This window comes from Rugamonas sp. DEMB1 (assembly GCF_029834475.1).
Taxonomy (GTDB): domain Bacteria; phylum Pseudomonadota; class Gammaproteobacteria; order Burkholderiales; family Burkholderiaceae_D; genus Rugamonas; species Rugamonas rubra.
This window is the reverse complement of sequence record NZ_CP122407.1, coordinates 4,013,485-4,031,926: the sequence shown is the minus strand read 5'-3', so window position 1 is coordinate 4,031,926 and position 18,442 is coordinate 4,013,485. Positions and strand designations below refer to the sequence as shown.

The following is an 18,442-nucleotide window of genomic DNA, read 5'->3' as shown; positions in this document are numbered from 1 at the left end:
ATATTGCGCGTGGAGCTGGCTGTTGCATGCGGACGGGAGTCGAATTTGGCGCCTGAGGTTTAGTCGGTGACGCTATCGTAGGCGGCGCTATTGCTTACATCGTTTATAGTATGACCGCGGAATAAAACCAACGATGCTGTAATGTGAACATGCCCGGAGGGCATGTTCATGAAACAAGGAGAGACAAATGATTAAAAAAAGCCATAAAAGCTACCGCAATGCGGGAGGTGTGGTATTTGCCATAATTATTGGATTGGCATCGACTGCTTTTCCAGCCATGTTCGGAAAAACAATTACGGTATCGCCGATGCTGCTTTTCGGAATCATCATCCTTAGCAACTTGCCACATTATATAAAATCAAAAAATCACAATGACGATGATAGCGGAATTTTCAGCAGTAATTTTTTTGAAAATTTGGCCATCTCTTCATTTCTTTCAATTCTGTTGATATTTATATATAAATTCGCAATTGCATTAAAATAGGAATGCCAGCCCTGTTTCCGGTTACGAATGCAGGTCGCTACACCCCAGAATTATGGCTTTATACCGTTCCGGGTGGGAATTGATCTCAGGCGACATACCATGTTGGCCAGACGTTTGATCGGTTCCCGGCGGCAGCGGCGCGCCCAGGATCGCCAGTCCAACAAGTCCTGCTCCGCCTTGGTGGCGCGGTTAGCGGCCACGGCGCCGCGATAGACCTCGCGCAAGGCCTGCTTCAAACCCCAGGTGGCGGCCCACGCCGCAGGCCGGGCAAGGCAACTGTTTGGCGTTGCACGACACCTCGAAATCGATTCGGCGCTTGGCCATATCCAGCCCGCACCATCCGCAAACTCAGGCGTAGTCTTCCGCGTTCAGCCCCATGACGTGGGAGAAGCCGCCGTCGACGTAGGTGATCTCGCCGGTGATGCCGGAGGCCAGGTCGGACAGCAGGAAGGCGGCGGTGTTGCCGACCTCCTCGATGGTGACGTTGCGGCGCAGCGGCGCGTGCGCGGCGGCGAAGCCGAGCAGCTTGCCGAAGTCCTTGATGCCGGAGGCGGCCAGGGTCTTGATCGGGCCGGCCGAGATGCCGTTGGCGCGCACGCCCAGCTTGCCCAGGTTCTCCGCCAGGTAGCGCACCGAGGCCTCCAGCGAGGCCTTGGCCAGGCCCATGGTGTTGTAGTAGGGGATGGCGCGCACCGCGCCCAGGTAGGACAGGGTCAGCAGCGCCGAGCCCTCGCGCAGCAGCGGCAGCGCCGCCTTGGCCATGGCCGGGAAGCTGTAGGCCGAGATGTCGTGGGCGATGCGGAAGTTCTCGCGCGTCAGGCCGTCGAGGAAGTCGCCGGCGATCGCCTCGCGCGGGGCGAAGCCGATGGCGTGCACCAGGCCGTCGAGGTGGTCCCAGTGGCCTGCCAGGTCGCCGAACAGGGCGGCGATCTGCTCGTCGCTGCCGACGTCGCAGTCGAACACCAGCGTGCTGTCGAACTCCTTGGCGAACTCGGTGATGCGCTCCTTGAAGCGCTCGCCGACATAGGTGAAGGCCAGTTCGGCGCCCTCGCGCCGGCAGGCGCCGGCGATGCCGTAGGCGATGGAGCGGTTCGACAGCAGGCCGGTGATGAGGATCCTTTTGCCTTGCAGGAAAGCCATGGCAGGATCAGTCGTCGTTGCGGTGGCCCTTGCGGCCGGCGGCGTTGCGCGGCACGCGCGCCTTGACCAGCTTGACCGGGGCGTCGTCGTCCGACGCCTTGCCGCCCTTGGCCGCCTTGTAGTTGCCGGTGCGCTTGCCGCCACGGTCGGCCACGTAGTTGACGGTGGCGTTGTCGGCCACCTCGGGCGCGATGTCGACGTTGAGCGAGGACGAGATCTTCGGCACCAAAATGGTCGAGCCGGCCACCAGCATGGACCTCTGCGGGATGTTGTTGGCCTGGCGGATCACCTCGGGCGTGGTGTGGAACTTCGAGGCCAGGGTCTCGATGCGTTCGCGCGCGCCGGTGATCTTGTGGGTGGTCCAGGTCGACAGGGCGCGGCCCCACTGGGCCAGGTTCAGGTGGAACTTCTCGGCGTTCTCCTGCGGCAGCAGGATCTTGGTCTTCTCGCCGCCGGTGATGACGGGGCGGTTGAACTGCGGATTGAGCGCCTTGAACTCGTCGACCGACAGCTCGGCCAGCTGGGCGGCGATGGTCAGGTCGATGTCGCTGGTCTTGTCGACGGCGGTGAAGTAGGGCTGGTTGTCGATCAGCGGCAGCGACAGGCCGTACTGGCCCGGGTTGGCGATGATGTTCTTGACCGCCTGCAGCTTGGGCACGTAGTTGCGCGTCTCGGCCGGCATCAGGTCGGCCAGGCTGTCGAAGTCGGTCGGCTTGCCCAGCGCCTGGTTGCGCTTGATGGCGCGCTGCACCGAACCCTCGCCCCAGTTGTAGGCGGCCAGGGCCAGCTGCCAGTCGCCGAACATGTCGTACAGGCGCTGCAGATAGGTCAGCGCGGCGTCGGTCGAGGTGACGATGCCGCGCCGCTCGTCCTTGAAGACGTTCTGTTTCAGGTTGAAGTCGCGTCCCGTGCCGGGCACGAACTGCCACATGCCGGCCGCGTTGGCGCTCGACAGGGCCTGCGGGTTGAAGGCCGACTCGATGAAGGGCAACAGCGCCAGTTCGGTCGGCATGCCGCGCTTTTCCAGCTCGTTGACGACGTGGAACAGGTAGCGCGAGGCGCGCGCCGTGGTGCGGGCGATGTGGTCGGGCCGGGTGCTGTACCAGGTGACGTGCTTGGCGACCAGGGAGTTGTCCAGGTCGGGGATGGCGTAGCCGGTGCGGATGCGGCCCCAGACGTCGGTCTCGCGCAGCGCGTCTTCGCTCAGCGCGGGTTTGGCGGCGCGCTCGGCGCGGGCGGTGGCATCGGCGATGCTGCTGGCGCTGCGCGACGGGGCCGACAGCGGCGCGCCGCCCGTGGCGGCGTCTGCGGCGTGGCCGGCGGCGGGCGCCAGGGCGATCAGCAGGGCGGCCAGGACGGCGGAGGTGTTAGAGCTTGCTTGCATAGTTTTCCATTGTTGTCGACTGAGAAACATCGGACTTACCATGAATAAACGTGGAGTGTACGAAGGTCGACTAGTTGAGTCAAGAAATATGTCAGCCTGATGACGGCGTTCCAGGTTAATTCTTTTTGGCAATAGTTTCGAGAAAATACAGTGAAGTTGCCGGCAGAATAGCTGAACATGCCGCAACAACGGGCGCGCGGCAACATGCCCTTGCCTTGCCTGCACTGTGTGCCGCGTCCCGCTGTTGGGCAAGCGGCGCGGCCATAAAGTATGAGATGGCGCAAAGAGTGCGTACAATTTGCCCTGTCGAGCGCAGCATCGCCTCACCCAACAAGGAAACATATATATGAACACCCCCGCCGCGGACCACGCCGCCATCATCGCCGCGACCACCAGCTGGCTGGAGAAGGCCGTCATCGGCCTGAACCTGTGCCCCTTCGCCAAGGCGGTCCACGTCAAGAAGCAGATCCGCTACGTGGTCAGCGACGCCACCACCCCGGAGGAGCTGCTCAGCACGTTGATGGACGAGCTGCAGCGCCTGTCCGACACCTCGCCCGAGGCGGTCGACACGACCCTGCTGATCCACCCCCACGTGCTGGCCGACTTCGCCGACTACAACGAGTTCCTCGACGTGGCCGACGCCGCGCTGGAGGACATGGACCTGGTCGGCGAGCTGCAGGTGGCCAGCTTCCACCCGCAATACCAGTTCGCCGACACCCACATCAACGACATCGAGAACTTCACCAACCGCGCGCCCTATCCCACGCTGCACCTGCTGCGCGAGGACAGCGTCGAGCGCGCCGTCGAGGCCTTCCCCGAGGCGGGCGACATTTTCGAGAAGAACATCGAGACGCTGCGCAAGCTGGGCCACGACGGCTGGGACAAGCTGATGGCGGAGAAGTGAGATGACGGCGCTACCGCCGCGGCCGGACACGCCCTGCGTGGCCGTCTGCTCGACCACCTTCGACGAGATCTGCCGCGGCTGCGGCCGCAGCGTCATCGAGGTGGCGCACTGGGTGTCGATGACGGCCGAGGCCAAGGAGCTGGTCTGGCAGCGCATCCTGGCGCAGGGCTACCCGCGCCGCAACACCTGAGGCGGCAAGGCGCCGCGCCGGCGGTCGGTGCGCAGAGCCGCGGATGCCGAGGGTCAGACCCTAGGGTCTGACCCTGTGACCGTTTGCCTAGCCGCCGGCGCGCGCCGTTCTTAGTAGCTGCCGATGAAGTTCTTCTTGCCGATGTCCAGGCCGTTGTGGCGCAGGATGTCGTAGGCGGTGGTGGCGTGGAAGAAGAAGTGCGGCAGGGCGTAGTGGAACAGGTAGGTCTGGCCGGTGAAGTGCTTGGTCTTCTCGCCGCTGCCGGTGGTGATGGCGCGCGTCTCGCTGCCCTCGATCTGGTCCTGCGGCAGCGCCTCGATGAAGGCCAGCGTCTTGACGATGCGCGCCTTCAGCTCGGCGAAGCTCTGCTCCGTGTCGTCGTAGGCGGGCACCTCGGCGCCGGCCAGGCGGGCGCCGCAGCCCTTGGCGAAGTCGCAGGCGATCTGGATCTGGCGGGTGAAGGGCAGCATGTCGGGGAACAGGCGGAACTGCAGCAGCGCGTTCGGCTCGATCTTCTTCTCGGCGGCGTGGCTTTCGGCCTTGTCGAGGATGACCAGCAGACTGTTGAGGATCTGTTTGAAGACCGGGATGGAGGCGGAGTAGATGGAAAGGGTCATGGCGGGTTCCTCGTAATAAGAGGGGCGATGATAGCAAGCTTGCGCGTTTTTTGCTTGGCGCGGCGCGGCGCGGTCCGCAAGTTGGTGACTTTTGCCCCTTTTTCCGTGCATAATTCCACTGAGGGAAAAGTTTGCCAGGCCAGCTAGCCGCACCGCGCCGCCCGGCGCCGGCCGCAGTAGTGTCTCCACTTAACGAAGCTCGATGATGCAAACTTATACACAGGCTGCCGCAGTGCTGCTGGCCGCATGACCGGCAAATCCATCTATCAAGGTTTACGCGCCAGGCTGGGCGCGCTGTACGGCCTGTCGATCTACGGCGCCCTGTTGCTGGTGGTGTTCGGCGGCCTGGTGATCCCGGCCATCATCGGCAGCTACCTGCTGATCGGCGTGCACGAGCAGCAGTCGGCCAAGACGGCGCTCAACGAGTCGCTGCAGCGCAACGCCGACATCCTGGCGCTGGGCATGCAGGAGTCGCTGTGGAACATGAACGCCGAGTCGGCCCATTCGCTGGTCGAGTCGGTGATGCGCGACCGCTCGGTGGTGCAGGTGCAGGTGGTCGGCCAGGCCGACACCCAGTTCATGCACGTGCATTCGCCGCAGCGGCCGATCGGCAACGTCTACCGCGCCGAGCGCGAGATCCTGGTGCGCGGCGAGCGCATCGGCCGCATCATGGTCGAGATGGACGACGCCCGCAGCCAGCAGGAGCTGCGCGAGAAACAGCTGTCCTACGTGTTCGTGCTGGCGGCCCAGCTGACCGTGTCGCTGCTGCTGATCGTGCTGTTCCTGAACACCCGCCTGTTGAAACCCCTGCGCAAGCTGATGCGCTTCTCCGACCGCCTGTCGCACGGCGACTTCGAGACCCGCCTCGACCTGGCCGGCAGCGACGAGCTGGGCCGCCTGGCCGGCCAGCTCGAGCAGATGCGCGTCGCCATCAAGCACCTGTTCGAGGACATCGGCCAGCGCGAGGAGCGCTTCCGCACCATCGTCACCCAGGTGCCGGGCGCGGTGTTCCGCTTCCGCCCGGACGGCCCGATCGACTTCATCAGCGACGCCATCGAGGACATCTCCGGCTACTCGGCGGCCCAGTTCATGCGCGGCACCTCGCACTCCTGGGCCAACCTGATCTGCCCGGAGGACCGCAAGCGCCAGCGCCACTGCGTCGGCCAGGCGGTGCGCGACGGCCAGCCCTACGAGATCGAATACCGCATCGTCGACGCCAGCGGCACCGAGCGCTGGGTGTCGGAGAACGGCCAGCCGCAGCCGCACGAGGCGGGCGGACTGGCGCCGTGGATCGACGGCATCATCGCCGACATCAGCGAGCGCAAACACAACGAGATGCGCATCTCCGCCCTGCTGGCCGAGCAGAGCGCGATCCTCGACAACGTGATGTTCGGCGTGATGTTCGTGCGCCAGCGCCACATCGTCTCGGTCAACCGGCGCTGCGAGGAGCTGTTCGGCTACGCGCCGGGCAGCATGGTCGGCGCCTCGACGGCGATCCTGTTCCCCGACAGCGTCGACTACGAGGAGGCCGGCGCGCGGCAGTATCCGACCCTGGCCGCCGGCGAGTACTTCAACGAGGAGCGCCACTACCGGCGCCGCGACGGCACGCTGTTCTGGTGCCTGGTGAGCGGCTGCGCGATCGACCAGAGCCGCGCCAACGAGGGCAGCATCTGGGTCTACGCCGACGTTTCCGCGCGCAAGGAGGCCGAGGAGAAGCTGCGCCTGTCGGCCACCGTCATCGAGCACATCGCCGACGGCGTGGTGGTGCTCGACGCGGCCGGCAGCATCGTCGCGGTCAATCCGGCGTTCAGCCAGATCACCGGCTACGCGGAGCAGGAGGCGATCGGCCGCGACCGCACGCTGACCCGCTCCGGCCGCCACGACGAGGCCTTCTACGAGCAGATGTGGACCGAGCAGATGACCACCGGCTTCTGGCGCGGCGAGCTCTGGAACCAGCGCAAGAACGGCGAGCTGTATCTGGAATGGCTGACCGTCTCGGCGGTGCGCGACCACCGCGGCATCGCCACCCACTACGTCGGCGTGTTCAGCGACATCACCAAGGCCAAGGAGTCGCAGGAGAAGCTCGACCACCTGGCCCACCACGACCCGCTGACGGCGCTGCCCAACCGCCTGCTGTTCCACGACCGCCTGCAGCACGCGCTGCAGCGCGCCGTGCGCGACGACGAGCAGCTGGCGCTGCTGTTCATCGACCTGGACCGCTTCAAGAACGTCAACGACACGCTGGGCCACCACATCGGCGACGAGCTGCTCAAGCAGGTCGCCAAGGCCTTGTCGGACAAGCTGCGCGAGGGCGACACCCTGGCCCGCCTGGGCGGCGACGAGTTCATCGTGCTGCTCGAGGACGTCGAGGGCCAGTACAAGGCCAGCATGGTGGCCGAGAAGCTGGTGGCGATGTTCGAGCAGCCCTTCATGGTGGCCGGCCACGAGCTGTTCGTCACCTGCAGCGTGGGCATCAGCCTGTTCCCGGCCGACGCCGCCGACCTCAACATGTTGATCCGCAACGCCGACGTGGCGATGTACCAGGCCAAGGCGCGCGGCCGCAACGGCTACAGCTTCTACGCCCCGTCGATGACGGGCGAGGGCGTCGAGCGGCTGCGCCTGGAGACCTTCCTGCGCCGCTCGATCGAGAAGGACGAGGTGTTCCTCAACTACCAGCCGCAGGTGGAGATCGACACCGGCCGGCTGATCGGCGTCGAGGCGCTGGTGCGCTGGAACCACCCCGAGCTGGGGCCGGTGCCGCCGGTGCGCTTCATCCCGCTGGCCGAGGACACCGGCTTCATCAACCAGCTCGGCAAGTGGGTGTTGTTCGAGGCCTGCCGCCAGATGGTGCGCTGGCAGGCCGACGGCCTGTACGTGCCGAAGATCGCCGTCAACCTGTCGGCCAAGCAGTTCGAGCGCGGCAGCATCGTCAACATGGTCTCGGCGATCCTGCGCGAGACCGGGCTCGAGCCGCAGCGCCTGCAGCTGGAGGTGACCGAGTCGGTCATCATGAACACCGGCGACGCGCTGGTGTTCATCAACGACCTGCACTCGATCGGCGTCGGCCTGGCCATCGACGACTTCGGCACCGGCTACTCCTCGCTGGCCTACCTCAAGCAGTTGCCGGTGCAGACGCTGAAGATCGACCGCTCCTTCATCAAGGACATCTCGACCGACCCGAACGACGAGGCCATCGCCATCGCCATCATCCAGCTCGGCAAGAGCATGAACTTGTCGGTGATCGCCGAGGGCGTCGAGACCGAGGAGCAGGCCGCCTTCCTGCTGCGCCACGGCTGCTACCTGGCGCAGGGCTACTACTACAGCCGGCCGGTGCTGTCGGGCGACCTGTTGACGCGCTGGCGCCCGAAACCCTAGGCGAGCAGACCCGAATCCCGCCACCGCCACCGCCACCGCCACCGCCACCACCGCCACGAAAGCCACCATGCTCAAACCGACCAGACTGTCGCGCCGTCGTTTCCTCTTCAGCGGCGTCGCCGCCGCCGGCGCGCTGCTGGTCGGCTGGGGCCTGCTGCCGCCGCGCCAGCGCCTGCGCGCCAGCCATCCGCTGCCGCTCACCGGCGGCGCGGTGGCGCTCAACGGCTGGGTCGCCATCGGCACCGACGGCAGCGTCTCGGTGGCCATGCCGCGCAGCGAGATGGGGCAGGGCGTGCACACCGCGCTGCCGATGCTGGTGGCCGAGGAGCTCGACGTGCCGCTGTCGGCGGTGCGCCTGCTGCAGGCGCCGCTCGACGGCATCTACGGCAACGTCGCCATGCTGCGCGACGGCCTGCCCTTCCACCCGGACGAGCAGGGCAATCTGAAGGCGGTGGCGCAGTGGACCGTCGGCAAGGTGGCGCGCGAGCTGGGGCTGCAGATCACCGGCGGCTCGTCCAGCGTGAAGGACGCCTGGGGGCCGATGCGCGAGGCCGGCGCCACCGCCCGCGCCCTGCTGGTGGCGGCCGCCGCGCACGAGTGGAAGGTGGCGCCGGCCGAGTGCCGCACCGAGGCCGGCTTCGTGCTGCACGCCAGCGGCAAGCGCCTGGCCTACGGCGCGCTGGCGGCGCGCGCCGCGCTGAGCGAGCCGGGCGAGGTGCGCCTGAAGCAGCCGCGCGACTTCAAACTGATCGGCACGCCGGCGCCGCGGCGCGACAGCGCGGCCAAGGTCAACGGCAGCGCCAGCTTCGGCATCGACGCCCGGCCGCCCGGCCTGCTGTACGCCGCCGTGCGCATGGCGCCGGTGCTGGGCGCCGCCGTCGCCAGCGTCGACGCGCAGGCCGTCAAGGGCATGCCCGGCGTGTCCCGCGTGGTCGATTTCTCGGCCGCGCTGTCGCCGCTGGGCGGCGCGCGGGCCGGCGCCGCCGTGGTGGCGGCCAGCTACTGGCAGGCCAGGCAGGCCGCGCTGGCGCTGCCGATCACCTGGACCGAGGGGCCGCACGGCAAGCTGTCGAGCGAGCAGATCTTCCAGGAGTTCGCCGCCAAGCTCGACAGCGAGAGCGGCTACGCCTACCACCAGGCCGGCGAGGTGGGCGCCATCCAGCGGGGCGTGGGCGGCGTGGCCAAGGTGCTCAACGCCGAGTACCGCGCGCCCTATCTGGCGCACGCGGCGATGGAGCCGGTCAACTGCACCGCCCAGGTCAAGGACGGCAAGGTCTGGCTGTGGGCGGCGACGCAGTCGCCCAGCCTGGCGGTCAAGGCGGCGGCCAAGGTGGCCGGCGTGGCGGCGGCCGACGTGGTGCTGGAAGTGACCCTGCTGGGCGGCGGCTTCGGCCGCCGGCTCGACGTCGACATGGTGGCGCAGGCGGTGGCGGTGGCCATGCAGTGCGGCGGCGCGCCGGTGCAGCTGATCTGGAGCCGCGAGGACGACATCGGCCACGACGTCTACCGGCCGGCCGCGCTGGCGCGCTTCACCGCCGGACTGGACGCGGGCGGCAAGGTGCTGGCCTACGACAACCACTCGGCCAGCGGCTCGGTGTCGCACCAGTTCTTCAAGCGCAATCTGGGCCTGCCGCCGGGCGGGCCGGACAAGACCACCGCCGAGGGCGAGTTCGACATGCAGTACGAGTTCGCCAACCAGCGCATCCGCCACGTCATCGTCGACAGCCCGGTGCCGCTGGGCTACTGGCGCTCGGTCGGCCATTCGCACAACGCCTTCTTCAAGGAGAGCTTCGTCGACGAGCTGGCCCACGCCGCCGGCCAGGACGGCGTGGCCTTCCGCCGCGCGCTGCTGGCGCGCCATCCGCGCCACCTGGCCGTGCTGGACGCGGCGGTGGCAAGGGCCGGCGCGGCGCCGGCCGGCCGCGCCCACGGCGTGGCGCTGCACCAGTCCTTCGGCACCATCGTCGCGCAGGTGGCCGAGGTGTCGGTCGAGGGCAGGGAGATCCGCGTGCACCGGGTGGTCTGCGCGCTCGACTGCGGCATCGCCGTCAACCCCAACATCATCGCCCAGCAGGCCGAGTCGGCGGTGGTGTTCGGCCTGTCGGCGGCGCTGTTCGGCGCGGTGACGATCAAGGACGGCAAGGTCGAGCAGAGCAATTTCCACGACTACCCGGTGCTGCGCATGGGCCAGGCGCCCGAGGTCGAGACCATCATCATCGCCAGCGCCGAGCCGCCCGAGGGCATGGGCGAGCCGGCCACGCCGCCGATCGCGCCGGCGGTGGCCAACGCCGTCTTCAAGCTGACCGGGCAGCGCCTGCGCAGCCTGCCGCTGACCTTGGCTTAAGATTCAAGGCACCGGCGGCCCCGAGCCAGGGTCAGACCCTAGCGCCAAGGCGGGGAGTCTGACCCTCGATTCGCAGCCCCTTGATTTGCCAGGTTTGTGACGAAGGGGCTTCTTGGCTCAACCCAGCGCGGCGCCCAGCAGCGTGCGCAGGTTGCAGTCGCGCTGCCATTGGCGCCGCTCCTCGCTGCTGACGGCGGTGGCGGCCAGCTCCTCGTCGCTTTGTTCGGCCTTGGACATCACCAGACGGTGCGCCAGGTGCGGGTCGGGCAGCATGGTGCCGAAGAAGGCGACCACGTCGTGGCGCTGGATCAGCAGGGTGGGGAAGTTGTCGACGTCGAGGTCGCCGACCACGTCGGCGTGGTCCTCGATGTCTATCCACAGGAAGAACTTGTCGGGGTGGCGCGCCGCCACCTCCTCGAACTGGGTGCGATAACTGGCGCAGGTGCCGCACCAGGCGGCGCACAGGCAGGCGACGATCCAGCGTTCGCCGGCCAGGGCCGCCGCCACGTCGTCGCGGTTGTCGTTGTTCAGGGTCACACTATGCATGGTAGGTCGAAGCCAAACGGGCGCCGGGCGCCGATCGCGCATATTCTACAGCCTGCGGCGCGCCGTGGCCGGCCGGCGGCGGCGCCGGCCAAAAAAAATCGCCGCCGCGGCGGCCCCGGCGCCAAATCGGCCGCGTCCGGACCTGCCCCGGCCCGGCGCGGCGGGTTAAAATACGCCATGCCTATTATTCTCGCCATTGAAACCTCCTCCGAACTCGCCTCCTGCGCCCTGCTGCGGGACGACGTCGTCCTCTCCCGCGAGTCGTCGGGCGTGCGCACCCATTCGCAAGCCATCCTGCCGATGGTCCAGGAACTGCTGGCCGAGGCCGGCATCGCCCTGGCCGACTGCGCCGCCATCGCCTACGGCTCCGGCCCCGGCTCGTTCACCGGCGTGCGCACCGCCTGCGGCATCGCCCAAGGCCTGGCCTTCGGCGCCAACCTGCCGGTGGTGCCGGTGGTGACCCTGGACGCGATGGCGCTGGCCTGCCACCAACAATCCGCCGCGGCGGATATTTTGGCCGTGCTCGACGCCCGCATGGGCGAGGTCTACTGGGCGCAGTACCACTACGCCGACGGCCTGCGCGCGGTGCTGGCGCCGGCCCTGTCGGCGCCCGAGGCGGTGGCGCCGCAGGGCAGCCCGGCGGCCTGCGGCAACGGCCTGTCGGCCTACGCCGAGGCCTTCGCCGGCCGGGACTTCGCCGCCGCCGCGCAGCCGCAGGTGATGCCGCACGCCGTGCAGATCGCCCAGTTGGCGCGCCTCGCGCTGGCGGCCGGCGCCACGGTGACGGCGGCCGAGGCGCAGCCGCTCTACCTGCGCAACAAGATCGCCTTCACCAGCGCCGAGCGGCGCGATATCAACGCGGAAAAGGCGGCGCAAGCGGCGAAGGCGGCCGGGGCGCCGGCATGAGTCAACAGTGGGATCTTGCCCGGCTCCAATACGAGCCGATGGGCGAGGCCGACGTCGACCAGGTGCTGGCGCTGGAGGAGTCGGTTTATCCGCATCCCTGGAGCCGCGCCAACTTCGCCGACTCGCTGGCCAGCGGCTACCAAGCCTGGCTGCTGCGCGACCAGGGCGGTGAGCTGTTGGGCTATTTTTTGGTCCTGGCGATCCTCGACGAGGCGCATCTGCTCAACGTGGCCGTGGCGGCGAAGCGCCAGGGCCAGGGTCTGGGCCGGCTGCTGCTGAACCAGGCCTGCGCCTGCGCGCGCGGGTTGGGCATGGAGTCGATGCTGCTGGAGGTGCGGCCGTCGAACACGCGGGCGCTGGCGATCTACCAGCGCTATGGATTTATTCAAATCGGCCGGCGCAAGGCGTACTACCCGGCCGCCAATCAGCAACGCGAGGACGCGATCGTTATGCGGTTTGTTTTATGAGTCAGATCACAGGCCGCAGCGCGGTGTTCCTGGAAGAGATGGGCGTCGGCCCGCAATGGTCGCGCCGCAACCTGCCGCCGGCCGGGGCGATGCCCGAGCCGATCGAAGCGCCGGCCGAACTGCTGGCGGAAGACGAGGCGCCGGCCATGCAGTCGGCCGCCTCGTTCGCCGCCGCCGTCATGGCCGCCGTCGCCGATGACCTACCTGACGGCGCCGCCGCCATCGCCGCGATGTCGGCCGCACCCCCGGCCTTAGCGCCAGTGCTCGCCGCTGAGGTGGCGGCGCGGTCGCACGACGACGCGCTGGAGCATGCCGCCGCATCCGCACCGCTAGCCGAAGCTGCGCCCGCGTCCGTTGCCGCACGCGCGCCGGCCGCCGCCGTGCCGGCCATGCCGGTTGCCGCCGATGTTGCCGATGGCGTCGATGACGCCGACTCGACCGCCTGGTTCGACGACGCCCCAACCCCGGCGCGCGCCGCGCCCATCGCCGACGAGGCCATCGCCGCGCTGGACTGGGCCGGCCTGAAGCAGGCCATCGCCAGCTGCACGCGCTGCGACCTGTGCGCCACCCGCCGTGGCACGGTGCCGGGCCGGGGCGAGGGCAGCGCTGGCTGGATCGCCATCGGCGCCGCGCCGAGCCGGCTGGACGAAAAGGAAAACCGCGCCATCACCGGCGACGGCGGCCAGCTGCTGGCCAACATGCTGAAGGCGATCGCGCTGGCGCCGGACACCGACGTCCACGTGACCAACCTGGTCAAGTGCCGGCCGTCCGACGCCGACGGCGCCGACCGCAGGCCGACGCCGGACGAGGTGGCGGCCTGCCGCCCCTTCCTCGAACGCGAGCTGGTGCTGAGCGGCGCCGCCATGGTGCTGACCTTGGGCCAGGCCGCCGCCAAGGGCCTGCTGGGCGCCGCCGCACGCGGCCAAGTGCTGCGCTACGGCGCGTTGCCGGTGGTGGCCACCTACCACCCGGAAGACCTGCTGCGCCGGCCCGAAGACAAGGCCAAGGCATGGGCCGACCTGTGTCTGGCCAGGGCGGCCCATGCCGGCGAGGCCTGAGGACGAGGCCAGCTTCCAGGCGCTGTTCGAGCGCCGCTGGAGCCGGCTGACCCGGCCCCACGTGCGGGCGCTGGCCTGGCTGCTCGACGCGCCCGACCTGCTCGACGCGGCGGCGCCGCAGTGGCGCGGCCGCATCGCCAGCCTCGGCCCCTTGTCGGCCGCTGGCGTCGACTGGCTGCACGCGCTCGAGCGCGACCCGGCGCCGCTGGACGCCGCGCTCGGCACGCGCTTCTATTCCCGCCTCGGCCTGTACGCCGAGAAGCTGATGGCCTTCTACTTCGCCGAACACGGCACGCTGGTGGCGCACGGCCTGCAAGTGCGCGCCAACCGCAACGACACCGTCGGCGAGTTCGACTTCCTGCTGCGCGACGGCGCCCGCCTGCTGCACTGGGAGTTCGCCACCAAGTTCTATCTGCTCGACGAGCTGCCCGACGGCGACGGTGTCAACCGCCTGATCGGCCCCAACCTGGCCGACACGCTGGGCGCCAAGATGCGCAAGATCCTCGACAAGCAGCTCGCGCTGGCGCTGCATCCGGCGGCGCGGCCGCTGCTGCCGCAGCCGGTCGATCTGGCGCAGGCGCTGGTGAAGGGCTGGTTGTTCTATCCGCAGGGGCGCACGCCGGCGCTGGCCGGCATCGCCGCGCCGCACTGCCACGGCTTCTGGAGCGCGCTGGCGCGCTTCGAGGCGGCCGACGACGAGCGCTTCATCGTCCTGCCACGCCTGCAATGGCTGGCGCCGTGGAAGGGCGCGGGCGACACGCCGGTGTTGAATCCGTGGCAGTTGCGCCAGGAGCTGACGCTGCGGATGGAGACGCTGGCCGCGCCGGTGATGGTGGCGGCGGTGGTGGAGCAGGGCGGCTGGCTGGTGGAGCGGCGTCGCGGCTTCGTGGTGCCGGACGACTGGCAGGCGCAGGCCGCCGCGCGGCGCACGGCCGGCTTGCTGCCGGCCTGATTTCGCAGTCAAGTCAGGCCACCGGGATGCCGGCCTTACCCCGCGCCCAAAGGGGTCTGACTCCCCGCCTTGGCGCCGTACGGGGTCAGACCCCGGCTTTCGCGTCACGGGGTAGGGGTAAATGAGCAGACCTAGTGCTTCAGCTCGCCGATCAGGGCGAGGGAATCGTGTTCCTTCTGGTTGGCGGCGTGCTTGCGCATGATGAAGAACATGGTGCCGGCGACGAACAGGCCGAACATGATGATGATGACGTTCAGGTCCAGATGCAGGCGCAGCATCAACGAGTAGGCCGCCAGCATGGTCAGGATCGACAAATTCTCGTTGAAGTTCTGCACCGCGATCGAGTGGCCGGCGCTCATCAGCACGTGGCCGCGGTGTTGCAGCAGCGCGTTCATCGGCACGACGAAGAAGCCCGACAGCACGCCGACCAGGATCAGCAGCGGATAGGCCAGGTAGATCGAATTGACCAGGGTCATGCTCATCACGATGATGCCCATGCCGATGCCCAGCGGGATCACGGTGAGCGACTTGCGCAGCGTGATGAAGCAGGCCGACAGCACGGCGCCCAGCGCCACGCCGATCGCCACCACGCCGACCAGGCTGGTCGCCTTGTCGTAGGGCAGGTGCAGCGAGCGCTTGGCCCATTCCAGCACGATCAGTTGCAAGGTGGCGGCGGCGCCCCAGAACAGCGTGGTGACGGCCAGCGAGATCTGGCCCAGCTTGTCTTTCCACAGCAGCGAGTAGCAATTGGCGAAGTCGGTGATCAGCTTGACCGGGTTGCGTTCCTGGTGGGCGTACACGCAGCCCGTCTCGGGGATGCGCAGGTTGAACATGGCGGCCAGCACGTAGATGACGACGACGACGCACAGCGCCGCCTCGGTCGGTGTGTTGATGCCGGTCTCGAGCATCGGCACGTCGATGCCGAGCAGGAAGGCCGAGCTGCGGCCGCTCACCAGCAGCCCGCCCATCACGGTGCCGAAGATGATCGAGGTGACGGTCAGGCCTTCGACCCAGCCGTTGGCGGCGACCAATTTCTCGCCCGGCAGCAATTCGGTCAGGATGCCGTACTTGGCCGGCGAGTAAACCGCCGCGCCAAAACCGACCACGGCGTAGGCGGCCAGCGGATGGACCTGGAAGAAGATCAGCGCGCAGCCGAAGATTTTGATCAGATTGGCAATGAACATGACCCGGCCCTTGGGCAGGGCGTCGGCGAAGGCGCCGACAAAAGCGGCCAACAGCACGTAAAAGAGGACAAAGGACAGTTTCAGCAGCGGCGTGATCCAGCCCGGCGACTTCATGGTGATCAATAGATCGATCGCGACAAAGAGCAGCGCGTTATCCGCCAATGACGAAAAGAACTGCGCGGCCATGATGGTATAGAAACCACGATTCATACTGGGATGCCTGAAAACATATCTGGCTTGCTTTATACCATAAATGGCTGGGTATCAGAAACAATGCGGGTTCGCGGCGCGTTTGCCGAACGGCATTGCGAATTGCCTGAAAATCGCTTTGGCGGGAGGCGGTGCCGGCCTTGGCCGCTCGGATCGTTGTGCCGGCCCGCCTTGGTATGCCCGTGCTCAAGGGGCGTTTCGCCGCGCCGAGTTTATTGGCCGGAGCCGATGCGGTTTATTTCCCGGTGGCGGCGGATTTTCTTGTAAAAAAAACATTCCGGAACTACCATCTGAGTTCAGACTTTATTGCATGGTTAACCAGCAAGCATGTCATGGGAGAATAACGTGCCTCAATTCCCCAAACCAGGCCAGAACAAGCCAGTGTTCGCGCGTGCGGCGGTAACCGTGCCGGCCAGCGCCAAATCGGTATCGAGGTCGCCGGTAGCACCGCCTTTAGCGGCCTTGGCAGGCCCGTCGCGTGTGCAGGTCGCCGTCCCGCCGCCACCTGCGGCAATGTCGACGAGCCGTTCCGCCCCGGCACAAATGTTGCAAGCCAGGCAGGCAGTGGTAATGCCACTGCCGGGGCGGCCGGCGCAGGTCGCCGCAGTACCCAGCGCCACAAGTCCAGCGCCGCGGAACCACGCCATGCGCCAGATGGCGCGGCCGTCGTGGACGGCCCCGGTAGTGCCCGGTCCGCGCCTGCTGCAGCGGGCGACCAACGGGTCCAGTTCCGCGCTCAGCCAAACGACGCCTACGCTTCCCGGCACGTCCTCGCAACAGGCGGCGACGAGTCGGGCGCATCGGCGCTTGGCGGTAATCGCTGGGCACTTGGCGCCACCCATTCCGCAACAATCTACGACGAGTCAGGCGCTTCGCCCCATGCCGGTACATGTTCCGCCCACTTCGTCCTCCTCGTCCTCCTCGTCCCTATCTTCCTCTTCGCCTCCTCTGCGCATGTCGCACACGTCGCATACCCCGCAAATCGACGTGTATAAGTTGGCCGTTGTTGGCGCCGGCAGCGCGGCCGCCTACTACCTGAATACCCTGGGGCCGGCTTATGACCATTCGCGCACCATCGTGATCGGCGACACAAACCCTTGGCATGAGGAGCGTGGGCACGGCCTACCGACGATCAGCCATACCGCGCGTCAAATCGGCATGCCCAGCCGCAATGTGACTGAGCATATGGGCGCCGATCAACTAGTCAACCGGCGCGATTTCGCCGCAGAGGCGGATACGGAGATCGTCAGGGTTAGAACGCACACACGTCGCGGCAGGGTGGCGGCGGTGTCTTTGCCCGCCCTCGGCGTATACACACTGACGCTCGACGATGGTAGTATCGTCCGGGCAAGCAGGGTGGCCTATATGGCGGGCTCTGGCGCATTCAGACTGCCGCCGATGCTAACGCCCCCCTCCGGTTCCGGCCTAACGAGCTCATCCGGCTCCAGCTTATCCAGCTCATCTAGCTCATCCAGCTCATCTAGCTCGCCCAGCGCATTCCATCGGCAGGACCGTGTCATCGGCCTGAATGAATTTGTCCGCAAGATCGGCGCGGATGGATCGTTCCGGCCGAGGTCGATCGTCGTTTGGGGCGGGAATGCCGCAATCGACGCACTGGCCGCAGCCGACAGGCACCACGTGGAAGTCGCCCTCTGGATCTACGACGGCCCCCCAGTGTGGTTGTCTGGATCATTGTTCAGGCAGACCGCCGAACCACCGCCCAATCGTCAAGTGTTGATTTCGCGGGAAGAACGCGCCGGGATACAAATCCTCGACAGTACGACAAGCTCCGGAGTCAGTTTTATCTGGAGCAAGAGCGGCCATACCCATTCCGTGACTGTGGATTACGTGGTTTACCGGCTTGGGCAGCGAGAACCAGCTTGTGTATCCGGAGCGACTGGAGCCCCTGCTTGACCGTGACGGTGTGTTTAGCGACCCATCCTTGCCCTCGCATTTGGAAAGCCAACCGGCCTGGCTGGGCTGGCAGAACAAGGAGACCACCCTCCAGGTCTTTGGCTTGGCGGCGGAGAACTTCAGCAACAGCGGCAATCCTCGCGACAATCCCCGCGTCAGCCCTGTGGAACCGTCCGTGATGGCGCTGAAAAAATGGCTGTCCGGCGACATCGTCACTGTCGGCCAGTTGGGTTATATGCGTTCTGCCATACGGGCCGCAAACAACTATGTGCCGCCGACTATCGCGGATCGAGTCGACTTCAGCCATGCCGACGCCAACTTGCTGCGCATCCACCTGGCAAGCCGATATCCGAACCTGCCGGAAGCGCTTACGGCGCAATTCATCGGGATGATACGCAACGTTCGTGACGGCCTTGGAAGAGAGTTGCCCTATGGCTTTACGGTGCGGCAGCAAGCGCTGATTGTCAGGGCGCTTACCCTTTGGGAGTACATTATGAAGCAACATGCAGCCGGCCTCGACAGGTTTGAGAGGGAAAAAACTCAGATGCGGAAAATGATTCGGGCCAATCGACAGTCTGGGAAAGCGCAGGAGGCAAGCAGACTTCAGACTATTCTGGATGAACATCTAAGGCACGACCAGGACGTGGCCGCCGAGATGGTCGAACCGCTGCGCCAGGAGCTCCTGCGCCTGGCCGCGACGGCAAGCGAGGTGGCGGACGCCCGCCAACGAGCCAACAAGCCCGCGCTATGAAGTCTGGCCGGTGGTC

The 18,442-nt window shown here is 67.0% G+C and carries 18 protein-coding genes; 12 read left to right on the top strand and 6 right to left on the bottom strand.

Annotated elements, in window-relative coordinates; translation table 11 throughout:
- Nucleotides 1-187: 187 nt before the first annotated feature.
- The gene (locus QC826_RS18375; protein ID WP_279761876.1) at nucleotides 188-484 is read left to right on the top strand and encodes a hypothetical protein; all 297 of its coding nucleotides are present in this window, start codon (nucleotides 188-190) and stop codon (nucleotides 482-484) included.
- A 50-nt stretch (nucleotides 485-534) separates the two neighbouring features.
- Here the strand turns inward: QC826_RS18375 and QC826_RS18370 are convergent, their stop codons facing one another.
- The 3 genes from QC826_RS18370 to QC826_RS18360 all read right to left on the bottom strand — a co-directional run bounded on the left by QC826_RS18370 (nucleotide 535) and on the right by QC826_RS18360 (nucleotide 3,008).
- Nucleotides 535-708, bottom strand: a complete 174-nt coding sequence (locus tag QC826_RS18370) for a hypothetical protein (protein ID WP_409567670.1) — start codon at nucleotides 706-708, stop codon at nucleotides 535-537.
- Nucleotides 709-832: 124 nt separating this feature from the next.
- Complete coding sequence (fabI, locus tag QC826_RS18365) at nucleotides 833-1,624, bottom strand: enoyl-ACP reductase FabI (RefSeq protein ID WP_279761875.1); 792 nt, start codon at nucleotides 1,622-1,624, stop codon at nucleotides 833-835.
- Nucleotides 1,625-1,631: 7 nt separating this feature from the next.
- Entirely contained in the window at nucleotides 1,632-3,008 is a 1,377-nt protein-coding gene (locus QC826_RS18360; protein WP_279761874.1) for a transglycosylase SLT domain-containing protein, read from the bottom strand.
- 346 nt (nucleotides 3,009-3,354) lie between these two features.
- On the opposite strand from QC826_RS18360, the gene QC826_RS18355 reads away from it, so the two are divergent.
- Nucleotides 3,355-3,912 (top strand): DUF1415 domain-containing protein, encoded by a 558-nt coding sequence (locus QC826_RS18355; protein WP_279761873.1) that lies wholly within the window; start codon nucleotides 3,355-3,357, stop codon nucleotides 3,910-3,912.
- 1 nt (nucleotide 3,913) lies between these two features.
- Nucleotides 3,914-4,102, top strand: a complete 189-nt coding sequence (locus QC826_RS18350; RefSeq protein WP_093388548.1) for a DUF1289 domain-containing protein — start codon at nucleotides 3,914-3,916, stop codon at nucleotides 4,100-4,102.
- Between the two features lie 110 nt (nucleotides 4,103-4,212).
- On the opposite strand, the gene QC826_RS18345 is transcribed toward QC826_RS18350, so the two are convergent.
- Nucleotides 4,213-4,719, bottom strand: coding sequence for a DUF1993 family protein (locus QC826_RS18345; protein ID WP_093388549.1), 507 nt, complete (start codon nucleotides 4,717-4,719; stop codon nucleotides 4,213-4,215).
- Nucleotides 4,720-4,965: 246 nt separating this feature from the next.
- Here QC826_RS18345 and QC826_RS18340 point away from each other — a divergent pair, with 246 nt between their 5' ends.
- Together QC826_RS18340 and QC826_RS18335 are read left to right on the top strand one after the other, a co-directional pair.
- Nucleotides 4,966-8,094, top strand: a complete 3,129-nt coding sequence (locus tag QC826_RS18340) for an EAL domain-containing protein (protein ID WP_279761872.1) — start codon at nucleotides 4,966-4,968, stop codon at nucleotides 8,092-8,094.
- A gap of 67 nt (nucleotides 8,095-8,161) precedes the next feature.
- Nucleotides 8,162-10,438, top strand: coding sequence for a xanthine dehydrogenase family protein molybdopterin-binding subunit (locus QC826_RS18335; protein WP_279761871.1), 2,277 nt, complete (start codon nucleotides 8,162-8,164; stop codon nucleotides 10,436-10,438).
- Between the two features lie 117 nt (nucleotides 10,439-10,555).
- On the opposite strand, the gene QC826_RS18330 is transcribed toward QC826_RS18335, so the two are convergent.
- A complete protein-coding gene (locus QC826_RS18330) occupies nucleotides 10,556-10,984 on the bottom strand; it encodes a thioredoxin family protein (RefSeq protein ID WP_279761870.1) in 429 nt (142 codons plus the stop codon).
- Between the two features lie 177 nt (nucleotides 10,985-11,161).
- Here QC826_RS18330 and tsaB point away from each other — a divergent pair, with 177 nt between their 5' ends.
- The 4 genes from tsaB to QC826_RS18310 are packed head-to-tail and all read left to right on the top strand — an operon-like array spanning nucleotide 11,162 to nucleotide 14,367.
- Complete coding sequence (tsaB, locus tag QC826_RS18325) at nucleotides 11,162-11,890, top strand: tRNA (adenosine(37)-N6)-threonylcarbamoyltransferase complex dimerization subunit type 1 TsaB (protein WP_279761869.1); 729 nt, start codon at nucleotides 11,162-11,164, stop codon at nucleotides 11,888-11,890.
- A complete protein-coding gene (gene rimI, locus QC826_RS18320) occupies nucleotides 11,887-12,357 on the top strand; it encodes a ribosomal protein S18-alanine N-acetyltransferase (protein WP_093388553.1) in 471 nt (156 codons plus the stop codon). The genes tsaB and rimI overlap by 4 nt, the downstream gene beginning before the upstream one ends.
- Complete coding sequence (locus QC826_RS18315) at nucleotides 12,354-13,415, top strand: uracil-DNA glycosylase (RefSeq protein WP_279761868.1); 1,062 nt, start codon at nucleotides 12,354-12,356, stop codon at nucleotides 13,413-13,415. The genes rimI and QC826_RS18315 overlap by 4 nt, the downstream gene beginning before the upstream one ends.
- Complete coding sequence (locus QC826_RS18310) at nucleotides 13,399-14,367, top strand: DUF1853 family protein (protein ID WP_279761867.1); 969 nt, start codon at nucleotides 13,399-13,401, stop codon at nucleotides 14,365-14,367. Before QC826_RS18315 ends, QC826_RS18310 begins: the two co-directional genes overlap by 17 nt.
- A 131-nt stretch (nucleotides 14,368-14,498) precedes the next feature.
- Here the strand turns inward: QC826_RS18310 and lplT are convergent, their stop codons facing one another.
- Complete coding sequence (gene lplT / locus QC826_RS18305) at nucleotides 14,499-15,761, bottom strand: lysophospholipid transporter LplT (protein ID WP_279761866.1); 1,263 nt, start codon at nucleotides 15,759-15,761, stop codon at nucleotides 14,499-14,501.
- Between the two features lie 140 nt (nucleotides 15,762-15,901).
- Between lplT and QC826_RS18300 the strand changes: the two genes are divergently transcribed.
- From QC826_RS18300 to QC826_RS18290, 3 genes are all read left to right on the top strand, one after another.
- A complete protein-coding gene (locus QC826_RS18300) occupies nucleotides 15,902-16,105 on the top strand; it encodes a hypothetical protein (RefSeq protein ID WP_279761865.1) in 204 nt (67 codons plus the stop codon).
- Between the two features lie 643 nt (nucleotides 16,106-16,748).
- The gene (locus QC826_RS18295; protein WP_279761864.1) at nucleotides 16,749-17,675 is read left to right on the top strand and encodes a hypothetical protein; all 927 of its coding nucleotides are present in this window, start codon (nucleotides 16,749-16,751) and stop codon (nucleotides 17,673-17,675) included.
- Nucleotides 17,676-17,703: 28 nt separating this feature from the next.
- Nucleotides 17,704-18,426, top strand: a complete 723-nt coding sequence (locus tag QC826_RS18290; protein ID WP_279761863.1) for a hypothetical protein — start codon at nucleotides 17,704-17,706, stop codon at nucleotides 18,424-18,426.
- Nucleotides 18,427-18,442: the final 16 nt, after the last annotated feature.